Source organism: Streptomyces sp. NPDC051776, from assembly GCF_040681345.1.
Taxonomy (GTDB): domain Bacteria; phylum Actinomycetota; class Actinomycetes; order Streptomycetales; family Streptomycetaceae; genus Streptomyces.
In genome coordinates this window covers 69096-87318 of sequence record NZ_JBFAYQ010000018.1, presented here as the reverse complement: position 1 = coordinate 87318, position 18223 = coordinate 69096, and the positions used below count along the sequence as shown (strand labels likewise).

The window sequence follows — 18223 nt, the reverse complement described above, 5'->3', positions numbered from 1 at the left end:
ACCCATGTACCAGGATGGAGAGGACGGCGGACACGGACGGTGTCTGCTCGTACGGCATGCGCTCCGAGGGGACCCCGTGACAGCAGCGGATGACGGCTGGCGGTGCGCCGGGGTGGTCTGGCGCCCGGAGGGCGCGCGGCTCGGCTGGTACCGGGCGGCCCCGGGCGGCCGGGTCGTCGAGCGTGTCAGCGTCCCGTCCCCCGGTGAGTCAGTGGCGTTCGTCGTGGAGGGCGGACGCGTCTGCACCGGTGTGCTGCGTGGCGGCCGCCGTACGCTGTGCCCGGCTGCTGCGCCCGTGCCCGCCCGCAGCACGGGAGGGCAGTGCCCGGACTGCGCGCGGCTCGACCGGTCGCAGTCGGTCGCGGCCGACACCCGGGCCGACGACTCCCGGCCCTACCGTGTTTATCTCGCCTGGTTCGGCCCCGGTCTGCTGAAGGTCGGGATCACGGCGGCGGCGCGCGGCGCGGCACGCCTCCTGGAGCAGGGCGCCGTGGCGTACGGCTGGCTGGGCCGCGGTCCGCTCATGGCCGCACGCCGGACGGAGGAACTGCTCGGGGCGGCACTGGGCGTGAAGGACCGTGTCCCGTACGGGGTGAAGCGCGCCGCGCGCACGAGACTGCCGCCCGTCGCGGAGAGGTTCGCCGAACTGGCCGCGCTGCAGGCGCGCGTGGCGGCGCTGCCGGAGTGGCCCGAGTCGCTGGAGCGGGAGCCGTTCGTCCCGGTCGACCACACGGCCGCCTTCGGCCTCGACGCGCTGGCCGCCCGGGCGGTGGAGGGGCGGGTGGAGGAGGTCACGGAGCTGGGTGACAGCGACGTGGTGGCAGGCGGACTGCTTGGCGCGGCCGGGCCGGACCTCCATCTCGCCACGGGGAACGGCGGAGCGCTCGTGCTCGACGGACGCCTCCTGGCGGGCCGCCGGCTGCGGCCCGCGGCCGCGGGGGTGCCGACGACGGCGTCCGTACGGGAATGCGGCGCCGGCGGTCGGGCGCGGGACGCCGGGGTACAGGACGGGCTCTTCTGACGGGTATCCGCGAGGCTGCTCAAGGGGGTCGCCAAACCGTGCCGCTCGTTGGCCTTCCTCTCGGCCTCCCGCTCCTCACCGGCAGGTCGGGTGCACGTATCCGTCGGGCCTGTCCTCGCCACTGAGCGCGGCCGTGATTCTCAGGGAATTCACAGGCGGGCGAAAGCGGACTCTCAGGCGTCGGCCCGATGGTCGGGAGCATGACCAGGACCTCGCCTCACGAGCGCTCCCCCTTGCTCCGTCCGGACGGCACGCCCGTCCGCGTACTCGTCGTCGACGACGAGACCGCCCTCGCCGACCTGCTGTCCATGGCCCTGCGCTACGAGGGGTGGGAGGTGCGCAGCGCCGGGGACGGTGGCGAAGCCCTCCGTACCGCACGGGAGTTCAGGCCGGACGCCGTCGTGCTCGACATCATGCTGCCCGACCTCGACGGTCTCGCCGTCCTGCGGCGGTTGCGCCAGGTGATCCCGGACGTGCCGGTGCTGTTCCTCACCGCGCGGGACGCCGTGGAGGACCGCATCGCGGGGCTGACGGCGGGCGGTGATGACTACGTCACCAAGCCCTTCAGCCTGGAGGAGGTCGTGGCCCGGCTGCGCGGGCTGCTCCGGCGAGCCGGTGCTTCCGCGGCCAGGACGGAGTCCCTGCTGGTGGTGGGCGATCTGGTGCTCGACGAGGACAGCCACGAGGTCCGGCGGGGCGGGGTGTCGATCCACCTCACCGCGACCGAGTTCGAACTGCTCCGCTATCTGATGCGCAATCCGCGGCGGGTGCTCAGCAAGGCGCAGATCCTCGACCGGGTCTGGAACTACGACTTCGGCGGCCAGGCCAATGTCGTCGAGCTCTACATCTCGTATCTGCGGCGGAAGATCGACGCCGGACGGGCGCCGATGATCCACACCCGGCGGGGGGCCGGGTACCTGATCAAGCCGGGGGAGTGAGCCGTGCACATCCCGCCGCGGCAGCCGCGTGCTCCGGGCGACGGGCCGCCCAGCACCCCGGACAATGGATCGCCCCACGCTCGGGGCGGCAACTCATCCGCGGGGCCCGCCCATTCGACTCCCTGGCCGGGCGGCCCCTCGCATCCCGTTCCGGGGCACGCGCGTCCCGCTCCCGGCGTCCGCGCGCCGTACGCGTCCGCCTCGCCCCCGGACGCCGCCGCCTCCCCCTCGCCTCCGCGGCGCGCGCGTGCGGGCCGGCGCCGGTGGTCGCTGCGCACGCGGCTCGTCGTCTCGTGTGTGGCGCTGATCGCGGTCGTCTCCGCGATCATCGGCAGCGTCACCACCATCACCCTGCGCTCGTACCTGATCGGTCAGTCGGACGGGCAGCTCCAAGGGATCGCGAAGCGTGTCCTGCAACCGCCGCCGAAGGAGATCGACGGCAACCGGCTCGGCTTCCTCGTCGGCCCCGGACAGCCGCCCGGCACCCTGGGCGCCGTGCTCGCCGGTGGGGGTGCGGTTTCGGCCGAACGCAGCACCGACCGCGGCGAGACCGAGGAACTCACTGCTCAACAGGCCAATGCGGTCGCGTCGTTGGAGCTCGACGGCAAGCCGCACACGATCGACGTCCCGGGCCTCGGCAGCTACCGGCTGCAGGCCGTGCCCGACCGCGAGGCGCGGGGCGGCAGCATCGTCATCGGACTGCCCCTGCGCGCCGTGGAGGACACCGTCGGCACACTCGTGGTGGCCGAGCTGTGCGTGGCGGCGGCGGGGCTGGCCGCCGCGGGTCTGGCCGGTACGGCGATGATCCGCATCTCCCTGCGTCCGATGCGCCTGGTCGCCGCGACCGCCGCCCGCGTGTCCGAACTCCGTCTGGACCGCGGCGAGGTGGCGCTGCACGAGCGTGTACCGGACCACGACACCGATCCCCACACGGAAGTGGGACAGGTGGGCGCGGCGCTCAACCGGCTGCTGGGGCACGTGGGTTCGGCTCTCGCGGCGCGCCAGGCCAGTGAGACGCAGGTGCGGCAGTTCGTCGCCGACGCCAGTCACGAGTTGCGCACTCCGCTCGCCTCGATCCGCGGCTACGCCGAACTGACCCGCCGCGGACGCGAGGAGACCGGCCCGGACACCCGGTACGCGCTCGGCCGCATCGAGTCGGAGGCGGGCCGGATGACCGCACTCGTGGAAGATCTGCTGCTGCTCGCCCGCCTCGACGCCGGGAGGCCGCTCAGCCTTGCCGAGACCGATCTTTCGCCGCTGGTGGTGGACGCCGTGAGCGATGCCCGCGCCGCAGGTACGGGCCACGACTGGCGGCTCGAACTCCCCGACGAGCCCGCGCTCGTACGGGGTGATCCGGAGCGGCTCCACCAGGTACTGGTGAATCTGCTGGCCAACGCCCGTACGCACACGCCCGCGGGGACGAGAGTCACGGCGCGCGTGACGCGGGCACCGGGAGGCGGCACGGGTGCGGGCGCGGCCGCCGTCCGGCTGGAGGTCGCCGACGACGGCCCCGGGATCCCGCCCGCCCTGCTGCCGCACGTCTTCGAGCGCTTCGCGCGCGGCGACGCCTCCCGCACTCGCGCCGCCGGAAGCACGGGGCTGGGCCTGGCGATCGTGCAGGCCGTGGTGAGCGCGCACGGCGGCCACGTCGAGGTGGCGAGCGTGCCGGGCCGTACGGTCTTCGCAGTCCACCTGCCGCGGGCGGGGCGGCCCACGGGGAGCGCCGCCCCGTACGACTCACAGGCAGGGCACAGGCGGATCACACAGCCGTGACAGGGCGGCCGCCGAGTGTCGGAGCATGCGAACTCCAACCTCACCGGGCGCACTGCCCGCACGCGAACCTCTGCCGACCGTGCAGCGCCGGGAACGCGGCGACGCACTCGTCCTCGACGTCGTCGTCCCCGTGTTCAACGAGGAGACGGATCTCGGCCCCTGCGTCCGCCGCCTCCACGACCACCTCAGCCGCACCTTCCCGTACCCCTTCCGGATCACCATCGCCGACAACGCGAGCTCCGACCGCACGCCGGAAGTGGCGGCGTGGCTCGATGACCGGCTCGACGAGGTCACGGCCGTACGGCTGGAGGAGAAGGGCCGCGGGCGCGCGCTGCGCACCGTCTGGTCCATGTCCCCGGCGCCCGTGCTCGCCTACATGGACGTCGACCTCTCCACCGATCTCAACGCGCTGCTCCCGCTTGTCGCCCCGCTGATCTCCGGCCACTCCGACCTGGCGATCGGCTCGCGCCTCGCCCGGAGTTCGCGCGTGGTCCGCGGCACCAAGCGGGAGTTCGTCTCGCGCGCCTACAACCTTCTCCTGAAGGGCAGCCTGGCGGCACGGTTCAGCGACGCGCAGTGCGGGTTCAAGGCCATACGGCAGGACGTGGCGCGGCGGCTGCTGCCGATGGTCGAGGACACGGGCTGGTTCTTCGACACCGAGATGCTGGTGCTCGCGGAGCGCGCGGGCCTGCGGATCCACGAGGTGCCGGTCGACTGGGTGGACGACCCGGACAGCCGGGTGGACATCGTCCGGACGGCGGTCGAGGACCTCAAGGGCGTATGGCGTGTGGGGCGCGCGCTCGGCACGGGTGCGCTGCCGCTCGCGCGGGCGCGCCGTCCCTTCGGCGACGATCCGCGCGACCGTGAACTGCAGGGCGTGCCCCAGGGGTTGGCGCGGCAGATGCTGGGCTTCTGCGCGGTCGGTGCGCTGAGCACGCTGGTCTATCTCGTGCTCTACTCCGTGCTGCGGCTCGGCACCGGGGCCCAGGTCGCCAACGCCCTGGCCCTGCTGCTGTCCGCCGTCGGCAACACCGCCGCGAACCGGAGGTTCACCTTCGGGGTACGGGGGCGGGAGCGGGCCGTGCGCCACCAGGCCCAAGGGCTCCTGGTGTTCGGCATCGGGCTGGCCCTGACCAGCGGGTCGCTCGCGGCACTCCATGTCGGCGGCGGCAGTCCCTCGCGCGGGGCGGAACTCTCGGTCCTGATCGCCGCGAACCTGGCAGCGACGGTGCTGCGCTTCCTCCTGCTGCGTTCCTGGGTCTTCCCGGCCGGGCGGAAGACGGTCGACGCGGAGGCGGCGACCTCGTACGACCGGGCGTACGGCCACGCGTCCATGCCGGTGTACGCGGGCTTCGCGGCCGACGGGGACGTTTCCGCCGGAGCGGAGACGCTGGCACCGCAGGTTGGGGACCCGCACCCGAACGACCGGTACGGCGACGGCAGCCCGTACGGCGAGGGCCGATACGGCGACGGCCGGTACGGCGACGGCCGGTACGGCGACGGCCGGTACGGCGACGGCGATCCCTATGTCGTGGAACCGGCGGACTCGGCGGCCTTCAACGGCCACGGTCCCGACGGGCACGGTTCCCACCGCGACGGCTTCCACGGCCACGGCTTCCACGGCCACGGCTTCCACGGCCACGGCTCCCAAGGCCACGGCTTCCACGGCCACGGCTTCCACGGCCACGACTCCAGGAGCGTTCGATGACACGGCCCAGCCACGAGTCCCACCCCGGGGCCGGAAACCAGCCAGGCGCCCACGCCCGGCAAGCGGGCTCCGGAGGGACCGGGTATCCGCCCCCACCTGGAACGGTGGGCCCGGCGGGGCCGAGCCACCCGGCCCGGTCGGCCGACCCCCGCTGGGCGCGGCCGGCGCTCGCGGCGCTGCTCCTCGCGACAGCGCTGCTGTACCTGTGGAACCTCAGCGTCTCCGGCTACGCGAACTCCTTCTATTCGGCGGCGGCCCAGGCCGGGAGCGAGAGCTGGAAGGCGTTCTTCTTCGGGGCGTCGGACGCCCCGAGCTCGATCACGGTCGACAAGCCTCCGGCCGCGCTGTGGCCGATGGCCCTGTCCGTGAAGACCTTCGGGCTCAACTCGTGGGCGGTCCTCGTCCCCGAAGCACTGATGGGTGTCGGAGCCGTCGGCGTGCTGTACGCGTCGGTGAAACGACGCTTCGGACCGGCGGCCGGACTGATCGCGGGCGGCGTGCTCGCGCTGACGCCGGCCGCGGCGCTGATGTTCCGGTTCAACAACCCGGACGCGCTGCTCGCCCTGCTCATGACCTGTGCCGTGGCCTGCGTGCTGCGCGCGCTGGAGGCCGCGCGGACGAAGTGGCTGGTCCTGGCGGGCGTCACGCTCGGCTTGGCATTCCTGGTCAAGACGTTGCAGGCATTGGTGATCCTGCCGCCGCTGGTGCTGCTGTACGCGGTGTGCGCTCCCACGGCCATGGGCAAGCGGATCCGCCAACTCGCCCTCGCCGGACTGGCGATGGTGGTCTCCGGCGGCTGGTGGGTCGCGATCGTCGAGCTGTGGCCGGCGGACTCCCGGCCTTACATCGGCGGTTCGCAGAACAACAGCTTCCTGGAGCTGACGTTCGGCTACAACGGCCTCGGCCGGATCAACGGCGAGGAGACCGGCAGCGTCGGCGGTGGCGGCGGCCCGGGAGGGGGCGGCCGATGGGGTGAGACCGGTATCGGGCGGATGTTCAACGACTCCGTCGGCGGCCAGATCTCGTGGCTGCTGCCCGCGGCACTGATCCTTCTGGTCGCGTGTCTCGTGCTGCTGCGGCGGGACGAGCGTACGGACGTGCGGCGCGCGGCATTCCTGGCCTGGGGCGGGGCGCTGCTGATGACCGCCGCGGTCTTCAGCTTCATGGCGGGGATCTTCCACGAGTACTACACCGTCGCCCTGGCCCCGTACATCGCCGCGCTCGTCGGGATCGGCGCCGTGGTGCTGTGGGAGCGGCGGAAGAGCCCCGCGGTGTCCGCGGTGCTGGGTGGTGCGGTCGCCGTGACGGCGGTCTGGTCGTACGTCCTGCTGGGACGCAGCGCCGACTGGCTGCCGTGGCTGCGCTGGGTGGTGCTGGTCGGGGGACTCGTCGCGGCCGCCGGACTGATGCTCGGCGGGGGGCGGACCGGCCGCGGACTCGCCCTGGGCGCGGCCGGGTTGGGGCTGGCGGCCTCTCTGGCGGGACCTTTCGCGTACACCCTCAGCACCATCGACAGCCCGCACTCCGGCGGGATCGTGACAGCGGGGCCGCAGGTGTCGGGCGGCGCGGGCCGAGCCGGTGGGCCGGGCGGCCCTGGGCAGGGTGCCCCTGGACAGAGCGCTGCTCCTGGGCAGGGTGGTCCCGGCGGCGGTCCTGGACAGGGCGGCGGGACGCAGCAGCAGCCCGGGCAGCAGGGCCAGGGCGGTCAGCAGGGCCTGCCCGGTCAGCAGGGCGCGGCCGGTGGCCAGGGCGGACCCGGTGGCGGCGGAAGCCAACAGGGTCCGCAGGGTCGTACGGGGCAGAACGGCGCACAGGGCGGCGCGGGTCGCGGCGGCATGAACGGACTCCTCAACGGCCAGATGGTCAGCGCCGAACTCGCTGCCGAGCTGGAGCAGGACGCCGGCGCGTACACCTGGATCGCCGCGGCGGTCGGCGCGCAGAACGCGGCGAGTTACCAACTCGCCACCGAGGAACCGGTGATGCCCCTCGGCGGCTTCAACGGTAGCGATCCTTCCCCGACGCTCGCACAGTTCAAGGAGTACGTGGAGCACGGGAGGATCCACTACTTCATCTCGACCACCGGCGGCACGGGGCCGGGCGCCGGAGGCGGCCCGAGAGGCACCGGTGGTCAGGGCGGCACCGGTGGTCAGCCGGGTCCGGGCGGTGGCCAGGGCGGCGGCGCAGCGCCCGGTGGCCGGTCCCCCAACTCCGCCTCCTCCGTCATCACTTCATGGGTGGAGGAGACCTTCACCCAGGTCACCGTGGACGGCACCACGCTCTACGACCTGACCGACCCTGTATCCGACGAGGAGGACGAGGCGTAGGAGCACCGCGGAGGAGGACACCAGCGGACGGCGGGGCGGACCGGGCGCAATGCCGGGCCCGCCCCGCCCAGCCGGGCGCAAGCCGCCCCGCCCAGCATCGACGAGCAGCCCGCCGCCCCGCCCGTACGCCGCTGCGCCATCCGTGCCGCGCAGCCTCGGGCCGCTGCGCCATCCGCCGCGCCGCCCGTACGCCGCCGTGCCGCGCGGCACCCGGTCCGCAAGCCGCCGTGCCATCCGTGCCGCGCAGCCTCGGGCCGCTACGCCATCCGCGCCGCGCCGCCCGTACGCCGCCGTGCCGCGCGGCACCCGGTCCGCAAGCCGCCGCGCCATCCGCGCCGCACAGCCTCGAGCCGCCGCGCCATCACCGCCGCGCCGCCCCCGTAGGCCGCCCCGCGCCATCCACGCCGTCCGCGGCACCCAGTCCGCAGGCCACCGTGTCGCCGCGCGACGCGGCGGTCCGTCAGTTCCCGCGCCGCATCGTCACACCCGCAACCACGGGCCGGTGGTCCGAGGCCAGTGTCTCGTGCACCACCGACGACCGCAGGCCGACCCCCTCCGACACCGTGACGTAGTCGATGCGCTTCACGGGGTCCTTGGCCGGGAACGTCGGGCCGCCCAGGTCCGGTACGGCGTCGGTGAGTTCGTTCCACAGCGGCTCCAGTTCCGGCGCCCCCGGCTCCGCGTTGAAGTCCCCGACCAGCACCTGCCGCGGGCACCGGCCGCGGCTGTCGCAGTCCTCGGCCATGATCCGCCGGGTGTCGGCGACCTGCAGCTTCCGCACGGACGGGTCCCCTCGGTAGTCCAGATGCGTGCTGTAGACATGGACGTCCACACCACGTGTCCGTACGACCGCCTCGCCGAAGCCGGGGGCCGGCGCCGGCTCCGGGTTCGGGTCCTGCGTCGAGAGTCGGGTGATCTCGTGGTTCGTGGTGCTCACCATCGGGAAGCGGGAGAGCACCGCGACGCCGAACTCCCGCCGCGGCTGGCCCGCCGCGGGCGGATCCAGGCTGTAGATGGGGGCGAAGTAGAGCTGCATGCCCAGGAGGTCCGCCAGCTCGCGGCCCAGGTCGCGCCACTCGCTGCGCGCGTCCCAGTGGACGTCGACCTCCTGGAGTCCGATGACGTCGGCATCGAGGGAGCGGATCGCCTCCGCCGTCCGCCGTACGTCGAACACCCGGTCGCTCCCGATGCCCGAATGAATGTTGTACGAGGCGATCCTCATCCGCACGTATCTGCTGTCGTCGATCGGTCCGGCGGGATGCGCGGGCGGAGCGGTCGTCAGGCTCAACAGGCCTGCGGCGAAGAGCAGTTGAGCGATGTGTCGGCACACTGGCATCCGGGCCTCCTTGATCGCTACGGTGCGTTCGACGGTAACCGAGGGGCCGTGGAAAGTCTCGCTGTACGGCGTAAAAGAGTGTGGTGCGCGGTGTACGGGAATGGCCTTCGGCCACTCGGGTCTGCTGCTCACGACGGGCTGCCCCGCGGACCGATACGGCCGCAAGCGGCTGCTCGGCCGCCGGGCTCGTCCTTCATGAGCGCCATCCCGCCGGAGCAGGCCGAGGTGGGCGCGGCGGTGAACGGCACGCTCACCGAGGTCGGCAACGGCCTGGGCGTCGCCGTTCCGAGCGCCGTGCTGAACTCCCGCTTCGCCGTGCTCGTTTCACCCTCCGTCGGAACGGTATCGCGCCGTTCGCTTCACGCCTGGCTTGCGGCCGCCCGCGGTGGCGGGGACAGGGCAGGCGATCCGGGACGCCTTCGCGGCGGGCCTGGAGACCGGTCGGCTCGTCGGTTCCGCCGCGGTGCTGGCCGGGGGGTGCTCGCGGCGGTGCTGCTGCGTCGGGCCGACGGGGCACACTCACCCGTCCAGGCGGCATAGCATCGGTGCAGGCGGGCGACCGGACCGACTCGGTCCGTTTGCCCGTACGAGCTGGAGGAGGGTGCGCCATGGCAGGTGCCGACCGCGGAGCGGGTCGCCCGCGGACCAGTGTGTGGCTGGCGAGCCGCCCGGCTCCCAAACGCCGGAGCGAGCAGCCCGAGGGACTGGACCGCGACAAGATCGTTGCGGCGACGGTACGGCTGCTCGACTCCGAAGGGCCGGGCAAGTTCTCGATGCGCCGGCTGGCGGCCGAGCTGGGCGTCACGGCCATGTCCGTCTACTGGTACGTGAACACCAAGGACGATCTGCTCGAACTCGCCCTCGACGCCGTCTCGGGCGAGATCGCGCTGCCCCACGAGGACGAGGGCGACTGGCGCACACAGCTCGGCCAACTCGCCCTGCAGTACCGTAATCTCTTCGTCAACCACCCCTGGGTGTCGCGGCTCGTCGGCGAGCACCTCAACGTCGGCCCCAACGCCCTGGCCGTGTCGAGTGCAGCCCGGCGCATCCTGGGCAGCAGCGGGCTCTCCCCGGAGCAGCTGCCCGGCGCCCTCTCCCTGGTCTTCCAGTTCGCCTACGGCTTCGGCACGATCGAAGGCCGGTTCAACGAGCGGTGCCAGGAGGCGGGCGTCAGCCAGGACGAGTTCTTTCGGCAAGTGATGGGCACGGTCGAGGGGCGTCCTGAGTTCGACGACTCCAGGAACCTCATGGAAGCCCGGCGCGGTGCATCGGTCAGGGAGATGCGGGCACGCGACTGGGAGTTCGCGCTGGAGTGCGCGATCGCCGGGATCGAGGCCCTGCGCGACCGCGCCGCGGGAGGAGCGCGGGGCAACGACGGGACGGGCGCGGAGGAGGCGTCCGCGCGCGAGGAGAACCGGCACAGCAAGGCGGGCTGACGACGGGTCCGCCCACGGGACGGCCCCGCCCAGTGCTCTCGCCCACTGCTTTCGCCCCACTGCCTTCGCCCACTGATTCCGCCCCGTCCTGTTGAGCGGTCTCCCGGGGGCCGGTCGGCATCCTGTGAGGTCAGTCCTGCGGAGCCGACCGGGCCGGGAGATCTCCTCCGAGCCCCGCACGGCTCCCGTCACAGCTCCGGCAGCCGCTCCCCCTGCACCGCCTGGATGTCCAGTTCGACGCGGAGCGTCGTGCCGATCGCCGCGATCCCGGCCGAGACGACCTGGTTGTACGTCATGGCGAAGTCCTCGCGCCGCAGCTCCGCGGTCGCGCGGAACGCGGCCCGCACCCCGCCCCACGGGTCGGGCCCGGTCCCCAAGTACGCAAGATTCAGGTCGACTTCGCGCACGACTCCATGCATCGACAGCTCGCCGTGCACGGTCCAGCGGTCGGTCCCGGCCTCGCTCAGGCCCGTACTGCGGTAGCCGATCTCCGGGAAGCGCTCGACGTCCAGGAAGTCCGGCGACCGCAGGTGGCCGTCGCGCAACCGGTTCCCCGTATCGATGCTCGCGGCCCCGATCACCGCCTCGACGCGCGACGCGGCCACGTCCTCCGCGATCTCGATCCGGGCGGCGACGTCCGTGAACCGCCCGTGCACGCTGGAGATTCCCAGATGCTGCGCGACCGCGCTCACCGACGAGTGCGCGGGGTCGAGCGACCAGGTGCCGGGCGGGGGCAGCTCCGCGCCGCCCTGCCTGGCCAGCACCACCGTGCCGGCGTCCGCCCGCCCCGAGGCGGTGACGATCAGCGTCGAGGCGGCCGGTGCATAGCCGATGGCGGTGACGATCACCGTGTAGGAGCCGCCCGGCAAAGGGTCACCCGTCCTGACCATGCCCTCGTCGTCCGCAGTTGCGCGCAGCACCTGCGCGCCCGTCATGTCGGTGAGGGTCAGCACCGCGTGCTGCACGGCCCAGCCGTCCCGTGTACGGACCCGCGCCCGCAGCCCCGTGCCCGCGCCGCCTGTCCCGCCCCTGGTCATCAATGCTCCTGCTCCTCGTACGTATCGCCCCCGGGACCCGATCGCGCGCCTCCTGCCCGGTCGGCGGCCCGGCCCCGGCCCCGTCCCCGCGCCCGGAGGTCCTTCATTCGCCGGGGTGGGCGAGTTCGATGTCGTGGTCGTCCGGGCCCGGGCCGGAGACCGTGACCGGCGAGGCGGCGGGCGGGTATCCGGTCGCAATGAGCGTGTACTCGCCCTCGTCCAGGTCGGTGAATGCGTACGCCCCGTCCTCCCCGGTCGTGGACGTCGCGACCACGTTCCCCGCGGCGTCGAGCAGCGTGACGCGCGCGTCCGCCAGCGGGCGTCCGGCGGCGGCCCGTACGGTGCCCCGCACCACGGAGCCCGATCGCAACCGGGCCTCGATCCGGGTGACGCCCTGGCCGCCGACCTCGACGGGCAGTGCGAGCGGCCGGAAGCCGGAGGCGTTGACGGCCACGGTGAAGGTCCCGGGCACCAGCTCGGCGAAGCCGAACTCGCCGCCCTCGCCGGTCCGTTCGGTGGCCATGACCTCGCCGCGCACATCGGTCACGACGACCATGGCGCCCGCGACCGGCCCGCCGCCGGAGGCGGAGCGCACGGTCCCGGCCAGACCGCTGGTGCCGGACAGCGCCAGGTCGTAGCCGAGGGGCTCGTCGCCGACGACGATCGTCGCGGCCTGCGGCTGGTGCCCGTCGGCCGACGCGATCAGGACGTACGAGCCGGGGCCCGGAGCGTCCAGGGCGTACCCGCCGTCGGCGTGCGCCACCGACCTGCCGAGCTGGCGTCCGTCCAGGGAGATGAGGGTGACGGCCGCGCGCGGAACGGGAGTTCCGTCCCCGCTCCGTACGAAGCCCCGTACCGCGGTGCCGGGGCGCCCTCCGGCCGCGCCGTCCCCCGCGCTCGCCGAGACGGTGGCGGCGTTCTGCGCGCTCGCCGAGACGGTGGCGGCGCTCTGCGCGGCGACCCAGGACGGTATGCGCGGTTCGGCGGCGGCCGGGGCGGAGCCGGAGGCGGGGGCCGGGGCCGTGACGGCGGCCAGCGGCGAGGGTTCCGGTTCGTTCTCCACGGCCTCGGGCAGTGCCTCCACGCCCGGGACCGCCGCGGCCGTGGCCCCGGCCTCCGCGGCCGCCTCCGCCCCGGTCGCGGCCCGGGTCTTCAGCGGGACCTCCTTGATGAACAGCACCGTCAGCAGGGAGACCAGCGCGATCGGGGCCGCGTAGAGGTAGATGTCCGCGACCCCGTGCCCGTAGGCGCTCTCGACGACCGTGCGGATGGGCGCGGGCAGTTCGCTCACGTCCGGGATGGCGCTGCCCGGGCCGCCGTCCAACGACCCGCCGCTCGCCGCGGCGGCCTTCGGGCCCAGCTCGGCGAAGCCGTCCTTGACGTAGTCGGTGATGCGGTGCGCGAGCACGGCGCCCAGCGCTGAGACACCGACGGCCCCGCCCAGCGAGCGGAAGAAGGTGACGACCGAGCTGGCCGCGCCGAGATCCTCGGGTGCGACCTGGTTCTGGGTGGCCAGCACGAGGTTCTGCATCATCATGCCGAGGCCCAGGCCCATGACGGCCATGAAGACCGCGATCCTCCAGTACGGGGTGTCGTAGCGCATCGTGCCGAGCAGGCCGATGCCCGCCGTGACGAGCGCGCCGCCGGAGACCAGCCAGGCCTTCCAGCGGCCCGTCCTGGTGATGACCTGCCCGGAGAGGGTCGAGGAGACGAAGAGCCCGGTGATCAGCGGGATCGTCATGACCCCGGACATCGTGGGCGACTTGCCACGTGCCAGCTGGAAGTACTGGCTCAGGAAGACCGTGGAGGCGAACATCGCGACACCGACGAAGAGGCTCGCGAGCGAGGTCAGGGTGATCGTCCGGTTGCGGAACAGCCGCAGCGGGATGATCGGTTCGCTCGTCTTCGCCTCGACGAGGAGGAAGACCAGACCGAGCACGACGGCGCCGCCGACCATGGCGTAGGTCTGCCAGGACAGCCAGTCGTACTTGTCCCCGGCCAGGGTGACCCAGACCAGCAGCAGGGAGACCGCGGCGGACACGAAGAAGGCGCCGGCCCAGTCGACCTTCACCTGCCGCTTCACCACGGGGAGCTTCAGCGTCTTCTGGAGCACGATCAGTGCGATGACGGCGAACGGCACACCGACGTAGAAGCACCAGCGCCAGCCGAGCCACGAGGTGTCCGTGATGACACCGCCGAGCAGCGGGCCGCCGACGGTGGCGACGGCGAAGGTCGCTCCGAGGTAGCCGCTGTACCGACCGCGCTCGCGCGGGGAGATCATCGCGGCCATCACGATCTGGGCGAGCGCGGTCAGGCCGCCGACACCTATGCCCTGGAAGACCCGGAAGGTGATGAGCATGCCCGGGCTCTGCGCGAGACCGGCGCCCGCGGAGGCCAGCACGTAGAGGACCAGGGCCAGTTGGACCAGGGTCTTCTTGCTGATCAGGTCGGCCAGCTTGCCCCAGAGCGGGGTCGAGGCGGTCATGGCGAGCAGCGCGGCCGTGACGACCCAGGTGTACGCGCTCTGCCCGCCCCCCAGGTCGGAGATGATCTCGGGCAGTGCATTCGAGACGATCGTCGACGACAGGATCGCGACGAACATGCCGAGCAGCAGCCCGGACAGCGCCTCCATGATCTGCCGGTGCGTCATCGGCGCGGCGTGCCTGTGGTGGGGCGGGCGCGCGGCGTCTCGTTGCACACCGGCCGGCGTGGTCGTTGCCATGCTCTTCCTTCTCTTGCGTCGCTTTCGGATCGCTCGGGGGCGTCGTGCGCGGTCGGGCGTCGGTGGGGGTGCGATTGTCGGGTCCGGTGCCGTACGGACCGGGGTGCGGTGGCCGGGTGGGTGGCTGTTACGGCGCCGTACGCGCCGGCCGGCAGTCGTCGAAGCCGGCCCGCAGCCGGTCCAGCAGCTCGATGAGCAGGCCGACGTCCTCGTCGGACCAGTCGTGCAGCGCCTCGGCGAGCGTCGCCGCATAGCGGTCGGAGATGTCGCGGAGGACGCTCTCGCCGTCGGCGTTGATCCGGAGCAGCCGCGACCGCTTGTCGACCGGGTCCGGCTGCCGATCGAGCCAGCCGCGCTCTGCGAGGTGGGCGACATGCCTGCTGGTCACGGACATGTCGAGGGAGAGCAGCTCGGCCAGCCTGCTGAGCCGCATCTCGCCGTGGCGGTGAAGCAGCGAGAGCACGACGGCCGAACCGGCCTGGCACTGGTGCGGCAGATTGCGTGCGAGTCCGCGCTTGACGACGCCGAGTGCGCCGAGCTGCCGGGTCAGCTCCTCGTACTGACTCTGTGCGGCCATGGGGGACTCCTGAGATCTGCCAAGTTGCTTCGAGCAACCATAATACTGTTGGTTGCTGAAGGCAAATGAATGTTCACAGTTGCCCCACCGATACCGCACAAGCCCGAGGGTTGGGCGGTCACCGGCCGTTCGCTAGGGTCCTGGCTCATGACGAACAACCCCCAGGGTCCCCAGGGCGGCCACGACTCCGCCGGTTCCACCCAGATGTTCCGCGCCTTCGTGGACGAGGGGCCGCAGCAGGCGGCGCCCGCCCGGTCCGGTCCGGGTGCCGGCGCGATCGTCGGCGTCATCGCGGCGATCGCGGTCATCGGCGCCGTGGTATGGCTGGCGCTGGTCTGACCCGGGTCGGCGGGTGCAGGCGCCGGCGAGACACACCCGCTGAGGTACGTACGGGCTGACTCGCTGACTCGTTGACGTGCGTACGTGTGTACGTGCGTACGTGTTGAGGTGTGGCCACGCGTGCCGTGAGCGTGTGGTGGGCCCGGTCACTTCCAGTCGACGGTGACGTCCTGGGTCTCTATGTGCATGCCCGGCGGGACCCGCCACTCGTCCACGCAGACCGTCCAGCTCTTCTCGGTGCGCGCCCCTCCCTCGACCGGTACGGGCAGCTTCCGGCCCGACTCGATCGTGTCCCAGTCGATGCCGAGTACGCCGATGATGTGGGTCGCGAAGGTGGCCGTGCCCGAAGTGACGGGCTTCTCACCGGTGTTGCGCAGTTCCAGCGTCACTTTCTCGCACCAGCGCTTGTCGGTCGGTGTGCGCTGGATCGGCCCGACGGAGAGCGCGGCCGGGCGCTGCGGCTCCGGATCCGGCTCCTCGGAGGGGGACCCGGGGTCCGTGGAACCACCGCCGGAACCACCGCCGGAATCGCTGCCGCCCGTGGACGGACCGCGGCCATCGTCCGGCCCGCCACCGGGACCGCCCGGCCCGTCGCCGGAGTGCGCGTCCTCTGTCCGGTCCGCCGGGCCGGTGCTCCCGTCTCCCGCAGGCGCCACGGCGCCTTCCGGTCTGCGCTCCGACGTATCGTCACCCTGCTTGCGGGCGCCGGGTTCTGGACGGTCCAGCGGAGTCAGTGACACCTCGTCATCGGGTGGTACCGCCTTCGCCGGGCCGCCCGGGCCGCCCGGCCCGACCGCGCCGACCGCCACGTAGCCGTCGTCCCCGCCGCTCCCGCACCCCGCGAGCAGCGCGCCCAGGCACAGCACGGCCGCCGAGGAGACGAACGCCGCCCCGTGGCTGCCCAGGGGCAGGCCACGGCGCCGCGCCCGCAGGCGTACGCCATGGCACGCCCGGCCACCCACGGGGACTTCGGGGTCTCGCCTCGTCCGTCGCATCGGCCCAGTGTCGCTGACGGTACGTCAGGTGTGAAGACCGCTGGGCCGAGGCGGGCGGACCGGAGGCTCAGTCGGCGATGAGCCCTTCCCGGAGCTGCGCGAGCGTGCGGGTGAGCAGCCGGGAGACATGCATCTGGGAGATGCCGACCTCCTCGCCGATCTGCGACTGTGTCATGTTCGCGAAGAACCGGAGCATGATGATCTGCCGCTCCCGGGGCGGGAGTTTGGCCAGCAGGGGCTTGAGCGACTCGCGGTACTCCACACCCTCGAGCGCCGAGTCCTCGTAGCCGAGGCGGTCGGCCAGTGAGCCCTCGCCGCCGTCGTCCTCGGGCGAGGGGGAGTCCAGGGAACTCGCGGTGTACGCGTTGCCGACCGCGAGGCCGTCGACCACGTCCTCCTCCGACACCCCGAGCGCCGCGGCGAGTTCCGGGACGGTGGGCGAGCGATCGAGCTGCTGGGCGAGCTCGTCGCTCGCCTTGGTGAGGGCGAGGCGCAGCTCCTGCAGCCGGCGCGGTACGCGCACCGACCAACTCGTGTCCCGGAAGAAGCGCTTGATCTCCCCGACGACGGTGGGCATCGCGAACGTCGGGAATTCCACGCCCCGTTCGCAGTCGAAACGGTCGATCGCCTTGATGAGACCGATCGTCCCGACCTGGACGATGTCCTCCATCGGCTCGTTGCGGCTGCGGAATCTGGCCGCCGCGTAGCGCACTAGGGGCAGGTTGAGCTCGATGAGGGTGTCGCGGACGTACGCGCGCTCGGCGCTGTCCTCCTCGAGCGTGGCCAGCCGCATGAACAGGGAGCGGGAGAGGGTCCGGGTGTTGATGGCGTCGCAGTGTTCGGGCACGGGCGGTGCCTCATTGGCGAGCACCTTCGAGCTGCCCAGTTCTACGGACATGCCACCCCCTTGAGGTCGCGGACGGGTCACAGCGCCCTCGTCGGCGAAGGACGCAGCCTTCACGTGAATACCGGCGGCAGCGCTGCGGCAAACGCGGTTCCTGCAGAATGTCACATGTCGGCAACGCGCTGTAGTGCCAAGTCGACATATCGGCGCTGGAAAGGTACCTCGTCCTGGTTAGGACTCGATCCGATTTGCGGATCTCAGGCGGGCGAAGCTCCGGGACAGCAGCCGGGACACATGCATCTGCGATACGCCCAGCTCAGCACTGATCTGTGACTGCGTCAGATTGTTGTAGTAGCGCAGTAGAAGGATGCGCTGTTCGCGCTCGGGAAGCTGCACCAGCAGGTGGCGTACGAGGTCGCGGTGCTCGACTCCGGCCAGGGCCGGGTCCTCGTAGCCGAGCCGGTCGAGCAGCCCCGGCAGACCGTCGCCCTCCTGCGCCGCTTCGAGGGAGGTCGCGTGGTACGAGCGGCCGGCCTCGATGCAGGCGAGCACGTCCTCCTCGGCGATCTTGAGCCGTTCGGCGATCTCCGCGGTGGTGGGGGTGCGGCCGTTCTGCACCGTCAGATCCTCGGTGGCGCCGTTCACCTGGACCCAAAGCTCGTGGAGCCGCCGCGGGACGTGGACAGTCCGTACGTTGTCCCGGAAGTAACGTTTGATCTCGCCGACCACGGTGGGCATCGCGAACGTCGGGAACTGCACGCCTCGCTCCGGGTCGAACCGGTCGATCGCGTTGATCAGGCCGATCGTGCCGACCTGGATCACGTCCTCCATCGGCTCGTTGCGACTGCGGAAGCGTGCGGCGGCGTAGCGCACCAGTGGCAGGTTCGCCTCGATGAGAGCCGCGCGCACGCGCGTGTGCTCCGGCGTTCCCTGCTCGAGGGAGGACAGCTCCTTGAAGAGCACCTGGGTCAGGGCGCGTGTGTCCGCACCTCGGCTCTCGCGGGACTTTCCGGCGCCCTCGCCCTGGGGAGGCGGTGCTTCGGACGCAGTACTGGCCGACGCGGTCATGCCACCCCTTCAGGTTTCTCGCTGAACGTTCTTCTCGGTCCACTCATCCGGCAAAAGCGGTCATAGCATCACAAGACATGTGCACTGTGTGCAAGCACCGTATAT

General features: G+C 72.3%; 14 protein-coding genes and 1 pseudogene. 8 read left to right on the top strand and 7 right to left on the bottom strand.

Going from position 1 to position 18223, the window contains the following annotated elements; translation table 11 throughout:
* The first annotated feature begins 76 nt into the window (after nucleotides 1–76).
* From AB0M26_RS16505 to AB0M26_RS16485, 5 genes are all read left to right on the top strand, one after another.
* Nucleotides 77–1021 (top strand): DUF2797 domain-containing protein, encoded by a 945-nt coding sequence (locus AB0M26_RS16505; RefSeq protein ID WP_365260968.1) that lies wholly within the window; start codon nucleotides 77–79, stop codon nucleotides 1019–1021.
* Between the two features lie 200 nt (nucleotides 1022–1221).
* Complete coding sequence (locus AB0M26_RS16500) at nucleotides 1222–1959, top strand: response regulator transcription factor (RefSeq protein ID WP_365260966.1); 738 nt, start codon at nucleotides 1222–1224, stop codon at nucleotides 1957–1959.
* A 270-nt stretch (nucleotides 1960–2229) separates the two neighbouring features.
* Complete coding sequence (locus AB0M26_RS16495; protein WP_365261057.1) at nucleotides 2230–3732, top strand: ATP-binding protein; 1503 nt, start codon at nucleotides 2230–2232, stop codon at nucleotides 3730–3732.
* A 25-nt stretch (nucleotides 3733–3757) separates the two neighbouring features.
* On the top strand, nucleotides 3758–5440 hold the full coding sequence (locus AB0M26_RS16490) for a bifunctional glycosyltransferase family 2/GtrA family protein (protein ID WP_365260964.1): 1683 nt from the start codon (nucleotides 3758–3760) through the stop codon (nucleotides 5438–5440).
* The gene (locus AB0M26_RS16485; RefSeq protein ID WP_365260961.1) at nucleotides 5437–7764 is read left to right on the top strand and encodes a glycosyltransferase family 39 protein; all 2328 of its coding nucleotides are present in this window, start codon (nucleotides 5437–5439) and stop codon (nucleotides 7762–7764) included. The genes AB0M26_RS16490 and AB0M26_RS16485 overlap by 4 nt, the downstream gene beginning before the upstream one ends.
* A gap of 460 nt (nucleotides 7765–8224) precedes the next feature.
* Here the strand turns inward: AB0M26_RS16485 and AB0M26_RS16480 are convergent, their stop codons facing one another.
* Nucleotides 8225–9100, bottom strand: a complete 876-nt coding sequence (locus AB0M26_RS16480) for an endonuclease/exonuclease/phosphatase family protein (protein ID WP_365260958.1) — start codon at nucleotides 9098–9100, stop codon at nucleotides 8225–8227.
* Nucleotides 9101–9286: 186 nt separating this feature from the next.
* Between AB0M26_RS16480 and AB0M26_RS16475 the strand changes: the two are divergent.
* Together AB0M26_RS16475 and AB0M26_RS16470 are read left to right on the top strand one after the other, a co-directional pair.
* Nucleotides 9287–9640 (top strand): annotated as a pseudogene (locus AB0M26_RS16475) (MFS transporter); the annotation flags it as partial.
* 68 nt (nucleotides 9641–9708) lie between these two features.
* Nucleotides 9709–10536, top strand: coding sequence for a TetR/AcrR family transcriptional regulator (locus tag AB0M26_RS16470; protein WP_365260955.1), 828 nt, complete (start codon nucleotides 9709–9711; stop codon nucleotides 10534–10536).
* Nucleotides 10537–10724: 188 nt separating this feature from the next.
* On the opposite strand, the gene AB0M26_RS16465 is transcribed toward AB0M26_RS16470, so the two are convergent.
* From AB0M26_RS16465 to AB0M26_RS16455, 3 genes are all read right to left on the bottom strand, one after another.
* Nucleotides 10725–11573 carry a YceI family protein gene (locus AB0M26_RS16465; RefSeq protein ID WP_365260952.1) on the bottom strand — a complete coding sequence of 283 codons (849 nt, stop codon included), beginning with the start codon at nucleotides 11571–11573 and terminating at the stop codon, nucleotides 10725–10727.
* 103 nt (nucleotides 11574–11676) lie between these two features.
* Entirely contained in the window at nucleotides 11677–14295 is a 2619-nt protein-coding gene (locus AB0M26_RS16460) for an MFS transporter (protein ID WP_365260949.1), read from the bottom strand.
* Between the two features lie 127 nt (nucleotides 14296–14422).
* The gene (locus AB0M26_RS16455) at nucleotides 14423–14872 is read right to left on the bottom strand and encodes a MarR family transcriptional regulator (RefSeq protein WP_365260946.1); all 450 of its coding nucleotides are present in this window, start codon (nucleotides 14870–14872) and stop codon (nucleotides 14423–14425) included.
* Between the two features lie 147 nt (nucleotides 14873–15019).
* On the opposite strand from AB0M26_RS16455, the gene AB0M26_RS16450 reads away from it, so the two are divergent.
* On the top strand, nucleotides 15020–15211 hold the full coding sequence (locus AB0M26_RS16450; RefSeq protein WP_365260943.1) for a hypothetical protein: 192 nt from the start codon (nucleotides 15020–15022) through the stop codon (nucleotides 15209–15211).
* Between the two features lie 146 nt (nucleotides 15212–15357).
* On the opposite strand, the gene AB0M26_RS16445 is transcribed toward AB0M26_RS16450, so the two are convergent.
* The 3 genes from AB0M26_RS16445 to AB0M26_RS16435 all read right to left on the bottom strand — a co-directional run bounded on the left by AB0M26_RS16445 (nucleotide 15358) and on the right by AB0M26_RS16435 (nucleotide 18118).
* Nucleotides 15358–16206 carry a hypothetical protein gene (locus tag AB0M26_RS16445; RefSeq protein WP_365260940.1) on the bottom strand — a complete coding sequence of 283 codons (849 nt, stop codon included), beginning with the start codon at nucleotides 16204–16206 and terminating at the stop codon, nucleotides 15358–15360.
* A gap of 67 nt (nucleotides 16207–16273) precedes the next feature.
* On the bottom strand, nucleotides 16274–17104 hold the full coding sequence (locus AB0M26_RS16440) for an RNA polymerase sigma factor SigF (RefSeq protein WP_365260937.1): 831 nt from the start codon (nucleotides 17102–17104) through the stop codon (nucleotides 16274–16276).
* Nucleotides 17105–17281: 177 nt separating this feature from the next.
* Nucleotides 17282–18118, bottom strand: a complete 837-nt coding sequence (locus AB0M26_RS16435; RefSeq protein WP_365260934.1) for an RNA polymerase sigma factor SigF — start codon at nucleotides 18116–18118, stop codon at nucleotides 17282–17284.
* Between the last annotated feature and the right edge of the window lie 105 nt (nucleotides 18119–18223).

Coding starts and splice junctions, on each gene's coding strand:
- AB0M26_RS16480 (WP_365260958.1), bottom strand. CDS start 9,100: ATGCCAGTGTGCCGACACATCGCTCAACTGCTCTTCGCCGCAGGCCTG.
- AB0M26_RS16440 (WP_365260937.1), bottom strand. CDS start 17,104: ATGTCCGTAGAACTGGGCAGCTCGAAGGTGCTCGCCAATGAGGCACCG.
- AB0M26_RS16450 (WP_365260943.1), top strand. CDS start 15,020: ATGACGAACAACCCCCAGGGTCCCCAGGGCGGCCACGACTCCGCCGGT.
- AB0M26_RS16470 (WP_365260955.1), top strand. CDS start 9,709: ATGGCAGGTGCCGACCGCGGAGCGGGTCGCCCGCGGACCAGTGTGTGG.
- AB0M26_RS16460 (WP_365260949.1), bottom strand. CDS start 14,295: ATGGCAACGACCACGCCGGCCGGTGTGCAACGAGACGCCGCGCGCCCG.
- AB0M26_RS16455 (WP_365260946.1), bottom strand. CDS start 14,872: ATGGCCGCACAGAGTCAGTACGAGGAGCTGACCCGGCAGCTCGGCGCA.
- AB0M26_RS16490 (WP_365260964.1), top strand. CDS start 3,758: ATGCGAACTCCAACCTCACCGGGCGCACTGCCCGCACGCGAACCTCTG.
- AB0M26_RS16465 (WP_365260952.1), bottom strand. CDS start 11,573: ATGACCAGGGGCGGGACAGGCGGCGCGGGCACGGGGCTGCGGGCGCGG.
- AB0M26_RS16445 (WP_365260940.1), bottom strand. CDS start 16,206: ATGCGACGGACGAGGCGAGACCCCGAAGTCCCCGTGGGTGGCCGGGCG.
- AB0M26_RS16485 (WP_365260961.1), top strand. CDS start 5,437: ATGACACGGCCCAGCCACGAGTCCCACCCCGGGGCCGGAAACCAGCCA.
- AB0M26_RS16435 (WP_365260934.1), bottom strand. CDS start 18,118: ATGACCGCGTCGGCCAGTACTGCGTCCGAAGCACCGCCTCCCCAGGGC.
- AB0M26_RS16500 (WP_365260966.1), top strand. CDS start 1,222: ATGACCAGGACCTCGCCTCACGAGCGCTCCCCCTTGCTCCGTCCGGAC.